Below are 17,700 nucleotides of genomic sequence, written 5' to 3'. Positions count from 1 at the left end.
TTTTATAAGAAGTTTTAAATAAAATAATTCTCATATTTTTTACGAAATAATTTCACCTTGGTCTTATTGTTTTAAGCCTCTAAAGAAAAATGAAACGGTTTTTTGGGGATTAATTTCAAATGATTTAAAACCATAAAAAGATATAGTATGAAAAGTAAATGCCTTGTAATTTTAGCTCTAATTTCTTTACTATTAAATTTCGGATGCAAAGAATCAACTATAAAAAATCCAGATTCAAAAACAGTTGCGCAATCCAGTTCAGAAATAAAAATGGATGGTGATTTGCCGTCAAAAGAATCGATTCCTTTATTGTTTGACGAAATGGATTTTCAGCAGGCAACGCAATGTTATTTGTGGGGACTTCCAATTGTGGCTTTCGCCGAATGGCAGCACCAACATTATAAAGCATTCAATGCCACAAGCAATGATCTTGTGTTGTACAACTCCTATCATGACAGATTAGGAATTTTGACAGCAAATGCTACAACTCCTTATGTCATGTCTTTTATAGATTTAAAAGCAAATGGTCCAACAGTTATAGAAATGCCCGCCGGCCGAACTGCTGGAGGACTTGCTGATTTCTGGCAGAGAGAGCAAGCAACCATTGGTGAAATGGGACCAGACAAGGGAAAAGGTGGTAAATATGTTTTGGTTCCGCCAACAATGAAAGATTTTAAAGCAGACGGTTATTACATAATTCCATGTTATACTGTAAATATGTTTTTTGGTTTTAGAACATTAGATCCTGATCCAAAAGTTACTGAAGAACTTGTAAAAAAGGTTAAAATATATCCTTACTCACAAAGAGCAAATCCAATAGCAACAAAAATTGTGAGCCCGCCAGCAGATAAAAATTGGTACGGAATTCAGCCAACTGGGATTAAATATTGGGAACGTCTTCATGCTATTTTGCAAGACGAACCTGTAGAAGAACGCGACCGCTTTTTTATGGCATGGCTTAAAAATCTAGGCATCGAAAAAGGAAAACCTTTTGCACCAGACGAACGTCAGAAGAAAATTTTAATTGCTTCAGCCGAAAAAGGACAGCAAATGGCAATGGCAAACTCTTTTGAAAAACGTTTTGCAGATGTTAAACATTGGCCAGATAAAAAATGGGATTATGTTATGATTCTTTCAGATCCTTCTCAACGTACAGCCAATTATGATGAGTTTTTCGAAAGATCATCTTATTTCTACGAAGCAGTTACTTATTCAAAAGCTATGATGACCAAAATACCAAATGTAGGTCAAGCCTATTTAGGGGCTTATTTTGATAATAACGGAAATTGGTTAGATGGCTCAAAAAACTATACTTTAAATATTCCAGCAAATCCGCCAGCAGTTAATTTTTGGTCGATTACGGTTTACGATTCTGCAACAAGATGCTTGATTGATAATCCTCAAAAAAATGCTGATTTGTCTTCGCGTAAAGATTTGATAAAAAATACGGATGGTTCTGTCGATTTATATTTCGGACCAAAAGCCCCAGCAGGAAAAGAGAAAAATTGGGTTCAGACTTTACCAGGAAAACATTGGTTTACTTATATGCGTTTTTACGGACCAACAACCGCTTACTTTGATAAAAGCTGGAAAATGGATGATATAAAAGAAATAAAATAGAGCAATTTAAAAATATTCAAAATGAAAAAAATCTTGTTTTTAACATTCGTTTTTCTTGCTGTTTTTTCTTGTAAAAAGAAAGAAAATATAACAACTGTAAGCGAAATAACAACAAACATAGCAATCACAAAATCGGCAGATTCTGCAAAGGCAATCGCAAAAGAAGCGTGGACTTATATTTTTCCGCTGGCAATGAATTACAGAACAATGCGTTTGTATGCTTTGGACAAAAACTATCCAGATTACGCAGGAGGATTTAATAAATTTAAACATTACGATAAGATTTTTACACCTAAAGATACAGCGGTAGTTACACCAAATAATGATACGCCATATTCTTGGGCAATTTTAAATCTTTCAGACGAACCTGTTGTTTTAGAAGTACCAGAGATTTTAAACAGATATTATTCTTTTCAGTTTATAGACTTAAACACTTTCAATTTCGCTTATGTAGGCAGTCGGGCAACAGGAGATAAAGCAGGTAAATATTTAATTGCTGGGCCAGATTGGAAAGGCGAAAAACCAAACGGAATTGATAAAGTAATTCAGTCAGAAACTAATCTAGTTACTTTATTAGGAAGAACAGAATTAAAAATGGCGGCAGGAGATATTGAAAATGTAAAAAAAATACAGGCTCAATATAAGATTACTACTTGGCATGAATTTTCAAAAACGACAGCCCCAGCACAAAAAAAATATGCTCAACAATTTCCAGCATTTAAACAAACAGATTTAGCTTCTGCAGAATTTATAGGTTTGGGAAGTAATTTACTTCAATATACATCTCCAAATAATGCAGAAACAGATTTGAGAATCAAATTAGCCAAAATCGGACTTGTTCCAGGAAAAGAATTTGATGCTAAAAATTATTCGCCAGAAGTTCTAAAAGCAATCAATGAAGGTGTTCAAGAGGCAGGAAAAGAATTGGAAGATGGCGCTAACAAGCTCACCAATGCAACCGACTTATTTGGAACAAGAGAGGAACTAAATGGCGACTTTACCAAAAGAGCTCTAGGTGCCGCAGCAGGATTATATGGAAACACAAAACAAGAAGCCATTTATATTGGAACAAGAACAGACAAAGAGAATGCTATTTTATCTGGAAAAAATAAATATGTTATTCGATTTCCAAAAGGACAAACGCCACCGGCAAAATATTTCTGGAGTATAACATTGTACGAATTGCCTAGCCGTTATCTGGTTAATAATCCAATAAACAGATATTCGATTGGAGACAGAACTACAGGGTTGAAATATGAACCGAATGGAGACCTAAATATTTACATTCAAAATGAAGTGCCTAAAGGAAAAGAATCCAATTGGCTTCCTGCTCCTAAAAATGCTTTTTATTATTTAATTCGAATTTATGGACCAAATGAATCTATTTTAAATGGAACATGGAAAGCGCCACAGCCTGAATTGATTAAATAAAATTCATTTTTATGACCGAAAAAGCAACAAATAGTACCGATAACTTTTATGATCCATTAGCATCAAAAGCAGAGCGTTATGACAAAGGTGCGGCGATTAGGAAAACTGTGCCTCGTTCTTCTCATCAGGAATGGAAGCCATCAGAAGACCGAGAAGATCCAATTGCTATTTTGATCAAAACTAGTGTTGGTAGAATAGAAGATTTGTTGCCTATTCGATATAGAAGAATGATCGAATCGCCTTTTGCTTTTTATAGAGGTGCTGCGGCAATTATGGCGGCCGATTTGGCAAACACTCCAAACACTGGAATGCAATTACAGCTATGCGGAGATTGTCATTTAATGAATTTTGGAGGATTTGCAACTCCAGAACGCAAACTCGTTTTTGATATTAATGATTTTGATGAAACTTTTCACGGGCCGTGGGAATGGGATGTTAAAAGACTAGCCGTAAGTTTTGCAATTGCAGGGAAGTGGAGAAAATTTTCTAACAAAGATTGTAAAGAATTTGCTTGGCATGTCGCAGATAGCTATAAAAGACATATGCTCGAATACAGCAAATTATCGGCATTGCAAATTTGGTATGCAGATCTAGATTTAACGCAACTTATTGAATTAGGAAAAGATGAGGAATTAAAAGAGTTTCAGCAAAAACGAATTAAAAAAGCAGCCGAATCTACTGCTCATGAAAAAGAATTTGCAAAAATGACCTATCATGACGGAGTTCGAGCCAAAATAAAAGATGATCCACCGCTGATTTATCATCCATCAGGAACCGATGAAAATTATACATTAAGAGAAGCCAAAATTATTCATAAACGTTATGTAGAATCGCTTCCAGAAGACAAACAGGTTTTATTAAGCCGATATACCATGCATGACTTTGCCATTAAAGTTGTAGGTGTAGGAAGTGTTGGAACTTTGTGTGGCATCAGTTTATTAATGTCGGCAACTGGAGAACCGATTTTTTTACAGTTTAAAGAAGCCAGACATAGTGTTTTGGAATCCAATGTAAAAAATAAACCTAAATACAAACATCAAGGTGAGCGAATTGTAATGGGACAAAAATTAATGCAATCTGCTTCGGATATGTTTTTAGGATGGACAAATGATGACAGAGGAAGATTTTTTTATATCCGTCAGCTTCGAGATGCTAAGATAAAACCCGTTATCGAAATTATGAAAGCAGAAAACATGGGAGATTATGCCAAAGCTTGCGGTTGGGCGCTTGCACGAGCGCACGCAAGATCAGGCGATCCGTCGATGTTGTCAGGTTATATTGGAAATAATAATGAATTTGCAAATGCGATTTCTAAATTCTCGATTTCTTATGCGCATCAAAATGAATTGGATTACAACAAACTCGTCGAAGCTGTAAAAGAAGGAAGACTGCCAATTTCGACAGAAATATAATTTTAGTAAAGATTTAAAAAGAGTTAGTATGAATAGAAAATTTATGTTACTAATTGGTTTTCTGATAATGGCAATTACAACGCAAAGTCAGACGCAACGTATAGATTCTGCTGCTGTTTATATTTTAGGACGAACGACAGAATCATTACAATATATAAAATCATGCAGCTTTAAAGCTGTAATGACTTATGATATTTATAACGAATCTCTAGGTTTAATAAAACATTCTATAAACGAAAAAGTTTCAATGAAATTTCCAGATAAAATGAAAATTACATCATCTGGCGATAAAGGAAACAGAAGTTTATGGTACAACGGAAAGACGCTTTATTATTATTCATTCGATAATAATACTTATGCAGTTACCGATGCTCCAAAATCGGTTATCCAAACCATTGATGAAACTAGCAAAAAGTTCGGTATTGAATTTCCCGCCGCAGATTTTTTTTATGAAACATTTCTGGATGATTTAAAATCGGAACAGGGAACATTAATGTATTTAGGAAAAACGATCATTGACGACAAAGAATGTTTTCATATTGCAGGAAAAGACAAAAACAAAAGTTTTCAATTCTGGATCGGAAACGATGATAATTTCCTGCCCATTAAAATGGCTATTGTTTACACCAATGATAAAGATAAACCGCAATACGAAGCAGTTTATAAAGATTGGATTGTAAATCCTGATTTTTCAGATTATATGTTCGAATTTTCGATTCCGCCAAAAGCTTCCAAAATAAAATTACAGCCGAGAGAAGAAAAAAAATAATCATTGTAAATTCTTTGTCATGAAATTAGCGATACTAAAAAATATAAAATCATGGATTCTCGTAGCGGTATTTGTAATGATGCTTATGCCAGAATCTGTAACTGCACAACGATTCGGACATTTTACGCCACATGCCGTAATGCCTCGTCCGATGCCAATACGCCCCATGCCGCATCCAACACCAATAAATCCTGGGCCGCGACCAATTCCACCAGGACCAAGACCAATTCCGCCAGGACCGCGTCCAATTCCACCGCATCCATATCCGAGACCGTTGCCACCTCCGCCGCCGTTTCATCCTTATCCAGTGCCGTTTCCATACATTTATCATCCTTTTGTTCCTTATTATTGGGGGCCAACTTGGTATCCTGTTGGATTCTTTTTAACAACATTAACAACCGCAGCGATAGTTATTTCTGTTGAAAATAATAGTTACAATTATGATGATGGAGTTTATTATGTAAAAGAATCTGATGGTTACAAAGTAGTTCCTGCGCCACTAGGAGCCACCATTCCAGAATTGCCAAAAGGGTATGTTACGATAACCGTTTCTGGAGTTGACTATTATTACTATGGCGGAACTTATTACATAAAAGACACCACAAAATATAAGGTTGTAACTCCTCCTGTTGGTGCTGTTGTCACGTATCTGCCCGAAGGCGCTGAAGAAAAAAATATAGATGGACAGAAATATATGGTTTACAATAATGTATACTATCAGCCGATTTCTAAAGACGGACAGGATAGCTATGTAGTTGTACAAGGGAAATAATAATAGCAAGTCTTTGGAATGATAAAGCAGAAAAATAACTAAGTAAGATTTTATTTATTTAATTGTGTTAATTAATTAAAATCATTTATCTTTGATAGTGTGTTAATTGGTTGTTTTCTAGTTGATTATAATCATTAAACAATTGTTAACAAACTTCTCCGCCCTTCATCCAAGATTTTTTAGATTTTAATACATTCGAGTTAAACTGATTTAATTATTAATTTAAATTTTAAAAGATGAATATTAAAAGAACAAATCTTCGTATCATCCCAATGTTGTTTTTGGGTTTAATTTACAGCTGTTCTCCAACTGTAAAGGTTACAAATGACTATGACCATTCAGCAAATTTTAGTGAATACAAAACCTTTGCGGTTTATGATTTAAAGGCGCAAGAAGGGCAGGTTAATCAATTGAATGTTGACCGTGTAACAAAAGCAATTCGAAATGAAATGTTGGCAAAAGGTTTTACAGAATCTGACAATCCAGATTTTAAAGTAAATGCAGTTTCTATCTTAAAAAACAAAACTTCAGTTAGTTCTAATACCAATTTTTATGGATATGGAGGAATGTATCGTCCTTACGGATATTGGGGTGGAGGAGCTATGATGGGCGGTGCTAATACAACATTTAATACTTACGATTATGTTGACGGCTCGCTAGTAATTGATGTTGTGTCAACAAAAACAGGTAAATTAATTTGGCAAGGAGTTGGAAATTCCGAAATAGACAGTAAACCAGATAATCCAGAAGAGTTTATCAATGGTGCGATTAATAAAATCTTAGCCGGTTTTCCTCCCGGAGCAGAAAAAAAATAATCTGAAAATAAGATTCATACAAATGTGCTTGGTCTAATCAGCCGATAAGCACATTTGTTTTCTAGACGAAAGTTCCCCCTTTCGAAACAATTTTTAAGAAGTATAAACAAATTAAGCTAAAAAAAATGATCGATATTTTACTTTCGCTATTCTTCTTTATAGCTACAATTGCCGGTTTTGCTACAGCTTTAATGGTTCTTTTATCGAGGAAGAACTATTCAAAAAGTTTCTTTTTGGGTGTTTTCTTACTGAGTCTTGCAGTAGTAAGTATTTATAATTTTTATTTATCAGCTAATATCTTTAAGACTTTTCCAGATTTGATTACAATTACAAAAGCGTTTATTTTTCTAACTGCTCCTTGCTCTTTTCTGTATGTTAGAAATATTTTGTCTCTTAAAAAAAGCTTTAGAAAATATGATTGGCTGCATTTTATGCCGTTCATTATATATTTTGGTTTAACTATAATTGTCTACATCGGAAGTTTTACAAATATAAAAGCGATTGGTTACCTTGCAAACATCATTAAAAATCCATTTTCAATTCTTACGCTTACACTTTGGCTTTGCTATGTTTTTTTTCAAACCATGTTGATTTTAAACTATGATCTGAAAAAATTCAAAGGAAACCAATTTCACAGAAGCAAAGTAATCAATTGGATTAAGGTTTATAACCTGATGATTTTATTCTTGTTTTCGGCGCTTTTCGTGCATCATTTTCTTCTCAAAAAAGTTGCGGCTGTAGATATTTCCTGTTATGTGTTAATTTCATCTGTTTTGTTTTTTACAGTCGGTTGGCTTTATTTTAGACCGAATATTTTTCATGACGAAGAAGAAACATTCGAATTTGTAGTTGATAATGCCATCCTTGTTAAATCTAAGGAAACAAAAAATGTAATTCCGATAACAAACGAGTTGACTCCTGAAAAAAAAGAAGATTATCTTTTGAAATTAGATTATGTCTTGAATTCTAAAAATCTCTTCCTGAAAAAAGATTGTGTAATCAGAGATTTATCAGACGAAACCGGAATTTCGGTTCATCATTTATCTAATTTGATCAATTCTGAATTCGGACTTCATTTTCAGGATTATATCAATCTTAAAAGGATAGAATATTTTAAAGATAAAATAAATGATCCAGAATGGAAAGATTTATCATTAGAAGGAATGGCTTGGGGTTCTGGGTTTAAATCTCGAACAACTTGTTTTAGAGCATTTATAAAACATACCGGAAAATCTCCTTCTGAATACTTTAAAACAATTAGAATAAATCCAGATCGAACAGGCGCTTACTATTTTAAGTAGATGTTGATACTTTCAAAAATGAGATTATTGGTAGCGGTTGTAAAGTCTTAATTCATTTTAAAAAATTTCGCCATGAAAGAAAAAAATAATTATTCGAAAAAAATGCTGCAATCTGCTTTATTAGTAATCACGCTATTCGTTTCCTTTATTGGAAATGCGCAATTGAAAGGCGGTCATATTTTAGGAGCAATGGGACTACAATCAGGAACTCAAGCTCCAGAAAACACTTTTAGTGTCTATGTGCCAGCATATATTTATACCGCAAATTGCTTGCGTAATGGAGACGGAGATAAAATTGGAAATCCAGACTTAACAATGTTTATAACAGGTGTTGGAGCTAATTATGTAAGTAATTTTAAAATTCTAGGAGCCAATTACGGAGCAACTATTTTGCTGGCTGGAGCTTCAAATACTATTCAAGGAAGTTATATCGATTCTAAAAGTAGCTTTGCCTTTACAGATATGTATGTGCAACCCATTCAATTAGGCTGGCACAACAAAAAAGCCGATTTTGTTTTTAGTTATCAAATGTATATTCCGACTGGGAAGTATGAACTTGGAGGTAGCGATAACAGTGGATTGGGAATGTTTATGAACGAATTCTCGGCAGGAACGACTTTGTTTTTTAACGAAAAGAAAACATTCCATTTTTCTGCATTAGCGGCGTATGAAATCAATGGAAAAAAGAAAGATACTGATATAAAAACAGGCGATATTTTAAGTATTGAAGGAGGTTTAGGGAAGACATTTTATTGTATGAATGCAGAAAAAACGGCTCCAAAAGGAATCTTAAACGCAGGATTAATCTACTATTTCCAGTATAAAGTTTCAGACGATAAAATTCCAGTTGGAAGTTTCCTTGTTCTTGAACCAGACAAAGATCATGTAAGCGCGCTAGGAGCTGAGGTTAATTATCTTCATATTGGCTGTATGACGCAAGCAGGTTTTAGATGGGTTTCAGAACTTGGAGCGGTCAATAGATTTCAGGGAAATACTTTTTTCATCACTCTAGCACATGTTTTCAGTTTAAAGAAAAAATAACTTTTTAGAATAAGGTAACTTTTAATTGTAATTTAAAGATTCAGTCTTATGAAAAACAGAAAACTATCAAGAAAAAATATCTTATTCTCCCTTTTGATTCTTTTGTCATTTAATACTTTAAGTGCGCAGAAATATCATATCAGTGTAAAAGATTCTTTAGATGGAGCTTTCGATTTGAGTGACTACATTATTTACGCACATGGTTTTATTGTTGTCCCGACAATTATTACAGAGCCCGCTTTAGGAAATATTGGAGGTGCATTGGTTCCCATTTTTTTAAAAAAACATGCGCCAGTAATAGAGGAAGATGGAAAAAAACGTATTGTAAGTCCAGATATAACGGGAGGAATCGGAATGTACACTGGAAACAAAAGTTGGATGGTAGGAGCTTTTCGTTCTGCGACACTCGTAAAACCTAGAATATTATATCGTGTTGCGGCAGGATATGGAGATGTAAATCTTTCGTTTTACGCAAACAACAGACCAAATCTTCCAGACGAAGAATTTAAACTCAATTTTAGATCTACGATTTTTTATACACAATGGCTCAAACAATTTAAAAATGCAAAATGGAGTGCAGGTCCGCAGTATTTATTTTTAAACTCTAAAATCAATCTGCCCGATTTTAATCTGCCGCCGCCATTTGTGAAACCTGGCGATATCAAAAGTACGGTGAGTCAGTTTGGAGGAGCAATTCAGTTTGATGGACGTGACAATATATTTACACCAGATAAAGGAATTAGGATTCAATCTGATTTCTTTTGGTCAGACAACGCAATAGGAAGCGACTACGATGCCTGGCGCGTTAATTTATCAGCAATAGGATATTATCCATTAGCAAAAACATTAATTGGCGGACTAAGGGTAGAAGGAGAGCAGGCGTTTGGGAGTCCGCCTTTTTATTTAAGGCCAGGAATTAACCTGAGAGGAATTCCCGCAGCACGTTATCAAGGAAAAACAAGCATTGTAACCGAAGCCGAACTAAGATGGGACTTTTATAAAAGATGGAGCATTATGGGATTTGGTGGACTTGCAAGTGCTTTTAACGATTGGGATCAGGCTTTTGCAAAACCCGTTGTTTACAGCTACGGAACAGGTTTTAGATACCTAGTTGCTCGAAAATTTAAACTCAGAATGGGAGTAGATGTTGCAAAAGGAAATGAAGATTGGGCTTACTATATCGTTTTTGGAAGCAATTGGATGCGATAGAAATTACTTGTAAGAAGTTGATTTATAAAAAAATAATGATTAAAAGCCTCAATAAAACAATATTGAGGCTTTTTGTCTTAAATAACTTAATAATTAATACCGTTAAGAAAATATTAACAATTTTGAAGCGCGCAAATTGTATAATATTTAATTGTTTTGTAACAAATTAGAAACATTGTAGACTAATTTTGTTAAATCTTAAACATAACTTATGAATACATTTTCATTCAAATCAATGTTTGCAGCTTCAGTATTTTTGGCTGGAACAGCAGGCTGTTTTGCGCAAGACATTTTAGTAAATTCACTAAAATTAAACGCTAGCGACAAAAGTAAAGAGAACTTTAAATTTACAGAAGTAATTAACTTAGGAACAACCTCAGTAAAAACTCAAGGTTCGTCTGGAACTTGCTGGAGTTACTCAACAAACTCATTCTTAGAGTCAGAAATGATTCGTTTAGGAAAACAGCCAGTAGAATTATCTCAAATTTATTCTGCAAGAAATGTATATGTTGAAAAAGGAATTAACTACGTTCGTATGCATGGAGCAATTACTTTAGGTGATGGTGGAGCTTTGCACGACGTAATTAATATGTATAAAAAATACGGAACTGTTCCGAGAGAAGTTTACACAGGTTTAAATTACGGAACAGACAAAAATAAATTTGGCGAAATGGCAGCTCTTATCGAAGGCGTTTTATCAGCGGTTGTTAAAAATCCGAATGGAGAATTAACACCAAACTGGCAAAAAGCGTATGCAGCTGTTATTGATTCTTATTTAGGAAAAGTGCCAGAAAACTTCAATTATAAAGGAAAAAACTACACGCCACAATCTTTTGCTAAAGAAGTAGTAGGTATTAATCCAGATGAGTATATAGAAATGTCTTCTTTTACAAATACGCCATACTACCAAAAAACAACTATGATGGTGCCAGACAACTGGTCGTTGGATCAAGTTTACAATGTAAAATTGAACGACATGACAGATGTTATCGACAATGCATTGAAAAAAGGATATACAGTTGCTTGGGCAACAGATGTTAGTGAGAAAACATTCAGCTGGAAAAATGGTGTAGCTTATGTTGCAACTAAAAAATTCGACGATATGACTGCAGAAGAAAAAGCAGACTTATTTAACGGACCAAAAGCAGAACCAGAAATTACTCCAGAAATGCGTCAAGCTGCGTTTGATAACTACACAACAACAGACGACCACGGAATGCACATTATTGGTTTAGCAAAAGACCAAACTGGAAAAGAATACTATATCGTAAAAAATTCTTGGGGAGAAACAAACGACTACAAAGGTTTCTTGTTTGTAACTAAGAACTTCGTGAAATATAAAACTACTGCATTACTAGTAAACAAAGGAGGAATTCCTGCTGAGATTGCTAAGAAATTAGGGGTTTAATTACTTTAAGTTTTTAAAGAAAATAGAAAAGCGCTGCAATTTATTGTGGCGCTTTTTTGTTTTAAGTGTCTAAAGAAAAACAATTTAAGGACTCTTTCTCCCTAATCAGGAACGCTTAACTGAAAAAAAGCATTTTAACGTTTTTTCGAGTTGTTTGCGGAAAATATTAAGTAAAACTCTAACAATGCAATATTTTTGATAAAATTTTAAGACAAACTGTTGATTTTATTGAATTGTTTATGAGAAAGCAAAAAGCATTTTGGAGCATATTTTTATTGATCATTTCGCTTAATTGTTTTGCTCAACGTGCAGCAAATGCGGCTTCTTCGGTAAAAGGACAAACGATATTATTAACAGATAGTAAGTCAGACGATGATTGGTATATAAAGTCTTATTATGTAGAAGAACGAATTAATAAATTGTTCGGCGGAAGAATCATAACCTACGAAGTTTCTAAACTTGATATGGTCGATACTTACGATTTAGGTCCGAATAATGTTCGAACAATAATTCCGAAATATGTAAAAAGAAAACAAAAAATAACTGCGGTTGCTGAGACAAAACCCCAAACAGGAAATTTGAGTGCCACATTGCAACCTGTTAAAATCGACATTAAAGCTCCTGCTAAAGAAATGCAATACGCAAACGTAGATGTAACGGGAACTTACGAAAAAGTCTTAGAGAAAGGCTATAAATCGCCAGAAATGCTTCAAAAAGTAGCCGACCGACTTTATTTTGAAGGAAACCTAAATACAGCAGCTGGTTATTATGAGCAATTATTTATTTTGGTAAAAGATCCAGACGTTATTTATTACTACAGATATGCTCAGTCTTTAAAAGCAATCAATCAAATCGATAAAGCAGAGATTTTAATGAAAAGGTTTAAGAGTGAGACTTTGGTAGCGAAGTAATTCTTACCCTTGAACTTTTAACCGCAAAGAACACAGAGAAAGCGCAAAGGTCGCAAAGTTTTATTTTTAAGCTTTGCGACCTTTGCGTATGAAGATTATTAGCCATTTTTTTCTGAAGAAATAACCGTCATTTAATATAGCCCGTGGTTTCAACCACGGGAACACAATCACGATCAAAATATGTAACCTCGTGGTTTCAACCACAAGCTATGTTTAAATATTATGATTTAAATAAACGATTTTATTTTATATATAAAGAAATAGTTTTGTCATTTCGACTGAAGGGAGAAATTACACATGTTGATCGACACAGATTTTAGATATGTTTTGTAGAGTTTCTTGTGTGATTTCTCTCTTCAGTCGAAATGACAAGATTGTATATCTTGCGACCTTTGCTTAAAAACCTTGCGTTCTTTGCGGTTAAATAGGCAATCCTAATACTGGAATTTGGAATTTTCAAAAAAAAAAGACCATCATTTCTGATAGTCTTTTTTGCTCCCCTTCTTGGGCTCGAACCAACCCCGAAAGCTTTCGGGGCTCTGATTAACATTCGATTCTGTATTTTATTAGAAGTTTGTCAATTATTTCTGGATATCGTATTAAATTTTCAATGTATGTTTTGCTCTTCATTTTTTTAATGTGCTTTTCTATCGAGAGCGCTTGAGTTTTATCATTACAGTTAAAATTAAGAAACAATACCCAGTCGTTTGCATTTGCTGTAAATTTGTTAGAAGGTGAATTTTTGTAAAACTCCAATCTTAATTCAAAATTAGTTGTGTAACCAATGTAATATCGATTAAGTTTTTTTGAATGTAAGATATATACAATATGATTCATGATATAGGTATAAAAAAAATACCACTTACATGTGTAAGTGGTATTTAATAAGCTCCCCCTCTTGGGCTCGAACCAAGGACCCTCTGATTAACAGTCAGATGCTCTAACCAACTGAGCTAAGGAGGAATCACCTTAAAGGTAAATATGTTTGCTAAAAAAAGTTGCTCCCCCTCTTGGGCTCGAACCAAGGACCCTCTGATTAACAGTCAGATGCTCTAACCAACTGAGCTAAGGAGGAAGTTGTTGCTCTTTTTAGCGAGTGCAAATATAAAACTATTTTTAGTTTCTCAAAAACATTTCCACTCTTTTTTTGACTTTTTTTTACTTGCCTACAATTGCTTTGTAAATGTCGTTTCCGTTAGCAAATAGTAGTAGTGAAATAAGTAAAACAAAACCAACCATTTGCGCATTCTCTAGGAATTTATCGCTCGGTTTTTTGCCGCTAATCATTTCGTACAATAAAAACATCACATGACCACCATCAAGTGCTGGAATTGGCAATAAATTCATAACTCCAAGCATAATTGACAACAAAGCAGTGATTGACCAGAAAACTTCCCAGCTCCAAGAAGTAGGAAAAATATTGAAAATTGCTGCAAAACCACCAACTTGTTTGTAAGCTTTAGTTTCTGGATTAAAAATCATTTTCAATTGTTTTCCGTAACCTACTAATTGATCTTTTCCTTTTTCAAGACCAACTGGAATAGATTCGAAGAAACCATATTTTTTAGTACTGATTTTATAGTATCCTAATTTCTCTAAAGATTTCATGTCTAAACCACCAGAAACAACACCCAATTTTCCGTCATTAGTAACTTTTAAAGTAATTGGAGTTTCTTTTAAATCACGTAAAACAACAGCAGGAATTTGTTTTCCTTTGTTAGTTTCTAAAACCGCTTTTGCTTCATCAAAATATTTAATTTTTTGTCCGTTAAGAGAAAGAATTAAATCTTTTGGTTTTAAATTTTGGTTTGGAGAATCTTCAGCCACTTGACTAATTGCAAAAGGTCTGCGTATTCCGATAAGAAGTCCTTTTTCTGTTTTAGAAAGCTGATCAACGAAATCAGTTGGCATAGTAATAGTCTGTTGTTTTCCATCTCTTTCTATCAAAACATGCTTTGCCATAATAACATTCATGTTCATATCGCTGTCGTAATTTTCTACTGTTTTTCCGTCAATAGAAATAATTTTGTCTCCAGTTTTAAAACCAGCTTTAATCATCGCAGGATTTTCAATAGAAACACCATCTTTTAAGTCAGCATTTGCAATATAAGTATCGCCGTAAGCAAAAGCCATACCTATATAGATGATAAAAGCTAATATAAAGTTTACGGTAACGCCGCCAAGCATAATAATTAAACGCTGCCAAGCTGGTTTAGTACGAAATTCCCAAGGTTGTGGAGGCAAAGCCATTTGCTCTTTGTCCATACTTTCGTCAATCATTCCAGAAATTTTCACATAACCTCCCAACGGAAGCCATCCGATACCGTATTCTGTTTCTCCGATTTTCTTTTTGAAAAGTGAATATTTAACATCAAAAAATAAATAAAATTTTTCGACTCTAGTTTTAAATAATTTAGCAGGGATAAAATGCCCTAATTCATGCAGAATAATAAGTAAAGATAAACTCAATAGAAATTGAGAGAGTTTGATAACTATATCCATTTTTTGTTTTTAATTCGTATTTAACGCACAAAAGTAGCGTTTTCTATTTTAATATAAGTGTGCAATATAGTGTTTAAGATTTTAAATGTTTGTTAATAATTATATTAGTTTTTATTAAACAAAAAGTAAATCTCACTTATTGTATTAGTACTTCATTGCAAGAAAATGTTACAAAATGCCCTATTCTGATATTTTTAAAACTTATTGAGAAAGGTTTTTTAAAATTTCAATTCTAATTTCATTTTTTAATCCTATAAGGTTATTCTTAAATAGTTAACAAAACTATTTTGAATTTCTTAAAGACTTTTTTGTTTTATTAATTTTTTACAGTGAGAATATGAATTTTATTAAACAAATTGAAAGAATCAAAAAAATGCATAGGCTAATTTGTGGAGAAAAAACAGGTTCTCCTTTAACATTTGCTAGAAAGTTATGTTTGAGCCGAAGCCAGTTTTATAACGAGCTAGATCTTATAAAAGAACTCGATGCGCCGGTAAAATATTGTAAAAAGAGGGAGACATTTTATTATGAAACTCCTTTTGAATTGATATTAATTTTTTCGCTAAAAACAATAAAAGATGATGAATCAAGAGAAATTTTTGGCGGTTCTAACTTCCGTCCAAGTTTATTGGACGGAACTCTGATAAGTTTGCTATAACAAATTGTTTCTCGAGAAAATGATTTTTGTTGAATTTATTAATTAACATTTTAAATTTTAAAGTTATGGAACTAACATTAGTGAGTTTAAAAGATTATGGTTTAGTTGAATTAAGCACTCAGGAGTCACAAGAAATAGAAGGTGGCATTGCACCCTTATTAGTATATGGAGGTGCATGGTGCGTAGGTTTTGCTGTGGGTTGTGCAATTGCATATTATTATTCTTAAAATATTTAAAAAAATAGAACATGATGAACTTAATTGAATTAAATGTTTCTCCATTATCAACTCAAGAGATGATTGATATTGATGGAGGTATACTGATTGGGCTGGTTATAGTATGTTTTGCTGCAGGTATGGCTTGCGCGTTATTGCTTTAATTTATGAGGTGGCGTCATATGATGCCACCTTGAAATATTTTTATCCTTATGTATAGTTTAGTGTTTAATTTAAGATTTGGCGGAAAAAATATTCTGCAAAAAATATTAGTTGATGACTCTATTGTCCTCGTATTTTTTGAAGATAAAAAAAGTATTTACATAAAAGAGGTTGATAAGATATATTCAATAAATTCTGAAACACAACACTTATCTTCAATTGATTTTTCAAATTTTCAAAAGCAAAATGATAATATATCTAAAAGAATTGGTTTTTTAAACTTTACAAAAGAATCAAATCCAGGAAATATTTTTGAATTTGAGTCTTATTTATACCACTATTTCAATCAAGATAATACCTTTAATTGTATTATAAAAACTATTTGTGATATTGATTTTATTGACACATCCTATAGTGATTACTTTAATTTCAATATGAAAAATCAATTAATGAGTGTTTCATTTGATAAAAATGAAATTTTGGCATATAACAAAACTGAAATAAATTTTAATCAAATAAATCAAACTGTTGAAACAGAATTAATATCAATCGAAAAAATTAAAATTCCACGGGAGTTGTTAGAAATTAGAAATTATAAAATCATAGAAAATGAAAGAAATCTCTATTGATTCTAAAAAAGTACAAATTTTAGGAATGCTAATAAGTGTTCCAATTATTTTGCTTTTCCTATTTGTTTTGTATTTGACATGGAATGAGATTTTTACAGCGAATTTGAAAGCAGTAAAGCAAACATTACAGCTTTTTGATAATAAAAAACTAAATGTGCTTTTAATTTTATTGGTTCCCAATTTAATTATTTGCGTAGGTATACTTGTGCATGAAATTATACATGGGATTTTCATGGCACTTTTTTCAAAAAAAGGATGGCAATCGGTAAAATTTGGTTTCATTAAGAAATATTTAATGCCTTTTGCAAATTGTACAGAACCGTTAGAATCCAAGAAAATGTTAGTTGTTGCACTTGCACCATTTTTTATTCTTGGCTTATTGCCTTCAATTTATGGATTTCTTTATCATAATTTGACTTTCTTATTTATTGGCTTTTCGATGACTTTAGGTGCAATCGGGGATTTTATCTATGCTTATTTAATATTAAAAGCGGGTTTAAATCATAAATTATTAGATCATAAGAGCAAAGTCGGTTTTATGATTATAGATTAAAATGAAATAAAGTGATCCAGGAAAAAAGAAGAATATCTGTTCACCAAGGAAGTAAAGAAGAGGCAACTATTTTGAAAATGTTATTGGAAAGTTTTTCTATTCAAGTTTTTGAAGATGCATCACTAATGTCTGTTTTTAATCCATGGGGCGTTTTAGTTGGAGATATAAATGCTATAAAGCTAAAAGTAGCCGAAGAAGATTATGAAAAAGCAAAGGCAATAATCGATAACTACAATTCTGGAGAATACCATATTTAATTTATTGACAAGCACCTCAAATTAATTTATTATGC

At 33.0% G+C, this 17,700-nt stretch carries 19 protein-coding genes and 2 tRNA genes; 17 read left to right on the top strand and 4 right to left on the bottom strand.

Translation table 11 applies throughout. The features are described 5' to 3' along the window. Window positions 1–147 precede the first annotated feature (147 nt). From P0R33_RS12065 to P0R33_RS12015, 11 genes are all read left to right on the top strand, one after another. Window positions 148–1,620 carry a DUF1254 domain-containing protein gene (locus P0R33_RS12065; RefSeq protein WP_276171376.1) on the top strand — a complete coding sequence of 491 codons (1,473 nt, stop codon included), beginning with the start codon at window positions 148–150 and terminating at the stop codon, window positions 1,618–1,620. 21 nt (window positions 1,621–1,641) lie between these two features. Further along, entirely contained in the window at window positions 1,642–3,051 is a 1,410-nt protein-coding gene (locus P0R33_RS12060; protein WP_276171375.1) for a DUF1254 domain-containing protein, read from the top strand. Window positions 3,052–3,062: 11 nt separating this feature from the next. Further along, window positions 3,063–4,463 carry a DUF2252 domain-containing protein gene (locus P0R33_RS12055; protein ID WP_276171374.1) on the top strand — a complete coding sequence of 467 codons (1,401 nt, stop codon included), beginning with the start codon at window positions 3,063–3,065 and terminating at the stop codon, window positions 4,461–4,463. A 28-nt stretch (window positions 4,464–4,491) separates the two neighbouring features. After that, window positions 4,492–5,232, top strand: coding sequence for a DUF2092 domain-containing protein (locus P0R33_RS12050; protein WP_276171373.1), 741 nt, complete (start codon window positions 4,492–4,494; stop codon window positions 5,230–5,232). Between the two features lie 19 nt (window positions 5,233–5,251). Continuing rightward, window positions 5,252–6,004 carry a DUF6515 family protein gene (locus tag P0R33_RS12045; RefSeq protein WP_276171372.1) on the top strand — a complete coding sequence of 251 codons (753 nt, stop codon included), beginning with the start codon at window positions 5,252–5,254 and terminating at the stop codon, window positions 6,002–6,004. A gap of 236 nt (window positions 6,005–6,240) precedes the next feature. After that, on the top strand, window positions 6,241–6,819 hold the full coding sequence (locus P0R33_RS12040; protein WP_276171371.1) for a DUF4136 domain-containing protein: 579 nt from the start codon (window positions 6,241–6,243) through the stop codon (window positions 6,817–6,819). Window positions 6,820–6,944: 125 nt separating this feature from the next. Then, entirely contained in the window at window positions 6,945–8,120 is a 1,176-nt protein-coding gene (locus tag P0R33_RS12035; RefSeq protein WP_276171370.1) for a helix-turn-helix domain-containing protein, read from the top strand. 72 nt (window positions 8,121–8,192) lie between these two features. Further along, on the top strand, window positions 8,193–9,161 hold the full coding sequence (locus P0R33_RS12030; RefSeq protein WP_276171369.1) for a transporter: 969 nt from the start codon (window positions 8,193–8,195) through the stop codon (window positions 9,159–9,161). 48 nt (window positions 9,162–9,209) lie between these two features. Beyond that, window positions 9,210–10,370, top strand: a complete 1,161-nt coding sequence (locus P0R33_RS12025) for a BamA/TamA family outer membrane protein (RefSeq protein ID WP_276171368.1) — start codon at window positions 9,210–9,212, stop codon at window positions 10,368–10,370. 211 nt (window positions 10,371–10,581) lie between these two features. Then, a complete protein-coding gene (locus tag P0R33_RS12020) occupies window positions 10,582–11,778 on the top strand; it encodes a C1 family peptidase (protein ID WP_276171367.1) in 1,197 nt (398 codons plus the stop codon). A gap of 239 nt (window positions 11,779–12,017) precedes the next feature. Next, window positions 12,018–12,689, top strand: a complete 672-nt coding sequence (locus P0R33_RS12015; RefSeq protein ID WP_276171366.1) for a hypothetical protein — start codon at window positions 12,018–12,020, stop codon at window positions 12,687–12,689. A 543-nt stretch (window positions 12,690–13,232) separates the two neighbouring features. Here P0R33_RS12015 and P0R33_RS12010 read toward each other — a convergent pair. The 4 genes from P0R33_RS12010 to rseP all read right to left on the bottom strand — a co-directional run bounded on the left by P0R33_RS12010 (window position 13,233) and on the right by rseP (window position 15,191). After that, window positions 13,233–13,526: a GIY-YIG nuclease family protein gene (locus P0R33_RS12010; RefSeq protein ID WP_276171365.1), complete on the bottom strand. Its 294-nt coding sequence runs from the start codon at window positions 13,524–13,526 to the stop codon at window positions 13,233–13,235. A gap of 52 nt (window positions 13,527–13,578) precedes the next feature. Next, window positions 13,579–13,652 (bottom strand) — tRNA-Asn (locus tag P0R33_RS12005). Window positions 13,653–13,690: 38 nt separating this feature from the next. Beyond that, a tRNA-Asn gene (locus tag P0R33_RS12000) sits at window positions 13,691–13,764 on the bottom strand. 83 nt (window positions 13,765–13,847) lie between these two features. Beyond that, a complete protein-coding gene (rseP, locus tag P0R33_RS11995; RefSeq protein ID WP_276171364.1) occupies window positions 13,848–15,191 on the bottom strand; it encodes an RIP metalloprotease RseP in 1,344 nt (447 codons plus the stop codon). 337 nt (window positions 15,192–15,528) lie between these two features. On the opposite strand from rseP, the gene P0R33_RS11990 reads away from it, so the two are divergent. The 6 genes from P0R33_RS11990 (at window position 15,529) to P0R33_RS11965 (ending at window position 17,665) form a co-directional block, all read left to right on the top strand. Continuing rightward, window positions 15,529–15,849, top strand: coding sequence for a hypothetical protein (locus tag P0R33_RS11990; protein WP_276171363.1), 321 nt, complete (start codon window positions 15,529–15,531; stop codon window positions 15,847–15,849). A gap of 65 nt (window positions 15,850–15,914) precedes the next feature. Continuing rightward, complete coding sequence (locus P0R33_RS11985) at window positions 15,915–16,076, top strand: class IIb bacteriocin, lactobin A/cerein 7B family (RefSeq protein ID WP_276171362.1); 162 nt, start codon at window positions 15,915–15,917, stop codon at window positions 16,074–16,076. 20 nt (window positions 16,077–16,096) lie between these two features. Then, complete coding sequence (locus tag P0R33_RS11980) at window positions 16,097–16,228, top strand: class IIb bacteriocin, lactobin A/cerein 7B family (protein WP_177211389.1); 132 nt, start codon at window positions 16,097–16,099, stop codon at window positions 16,226–16,228. A 48-nt stretch (window positions 16,229–16,276) separates the two neighbouring features. Beyond that, a complete protein-coding gene (locus P0R33_RS11975; RefSeq protein WP_276171361.1) occupies window positions 16,277–16,855 on the top strand; it encodes a hypothetical protein in 579 nt (192 codons plus the stop codon). Continuing rightward, window positions 16,836–17,408, top strand: coding sequence for a DUF3267 domain-containing protein (locus P0R33_RS11970; RefSeq protein WP_276171360.1), 573 nt, complete (start codon window positions 16,836–16,838; stop codon window positions 17,406–17,408). Before P0R33_RS11975 ends, P0R33_RS11970 begins: the two co-directional genes overlap by 20 nt. Window positions 17,409–17,419: 11 nt before the next feature. Continuing rightward, entirely contained in the window at window positions 17,420–17,665 is a 246-nt protein-coding gene (locus P0R33_RS11965) for a hypothetical protein (protein ID WP_276171359.1), read from the top strand. Window positions 17,666–17,700: the final 35 nt, after the last annotated feature.

Source organism: Flavobacterium sp. YJ01 (assembly GCF_029320955.1).
GTDB lineage: Bacteria > Bacteroidota > Bacteroidia > Flavobacteriales > Flavobacteriaceae > Flavobacterium.
This window is presented reverse-complemented; position numbering and strand designations above follow the sequence as displayed.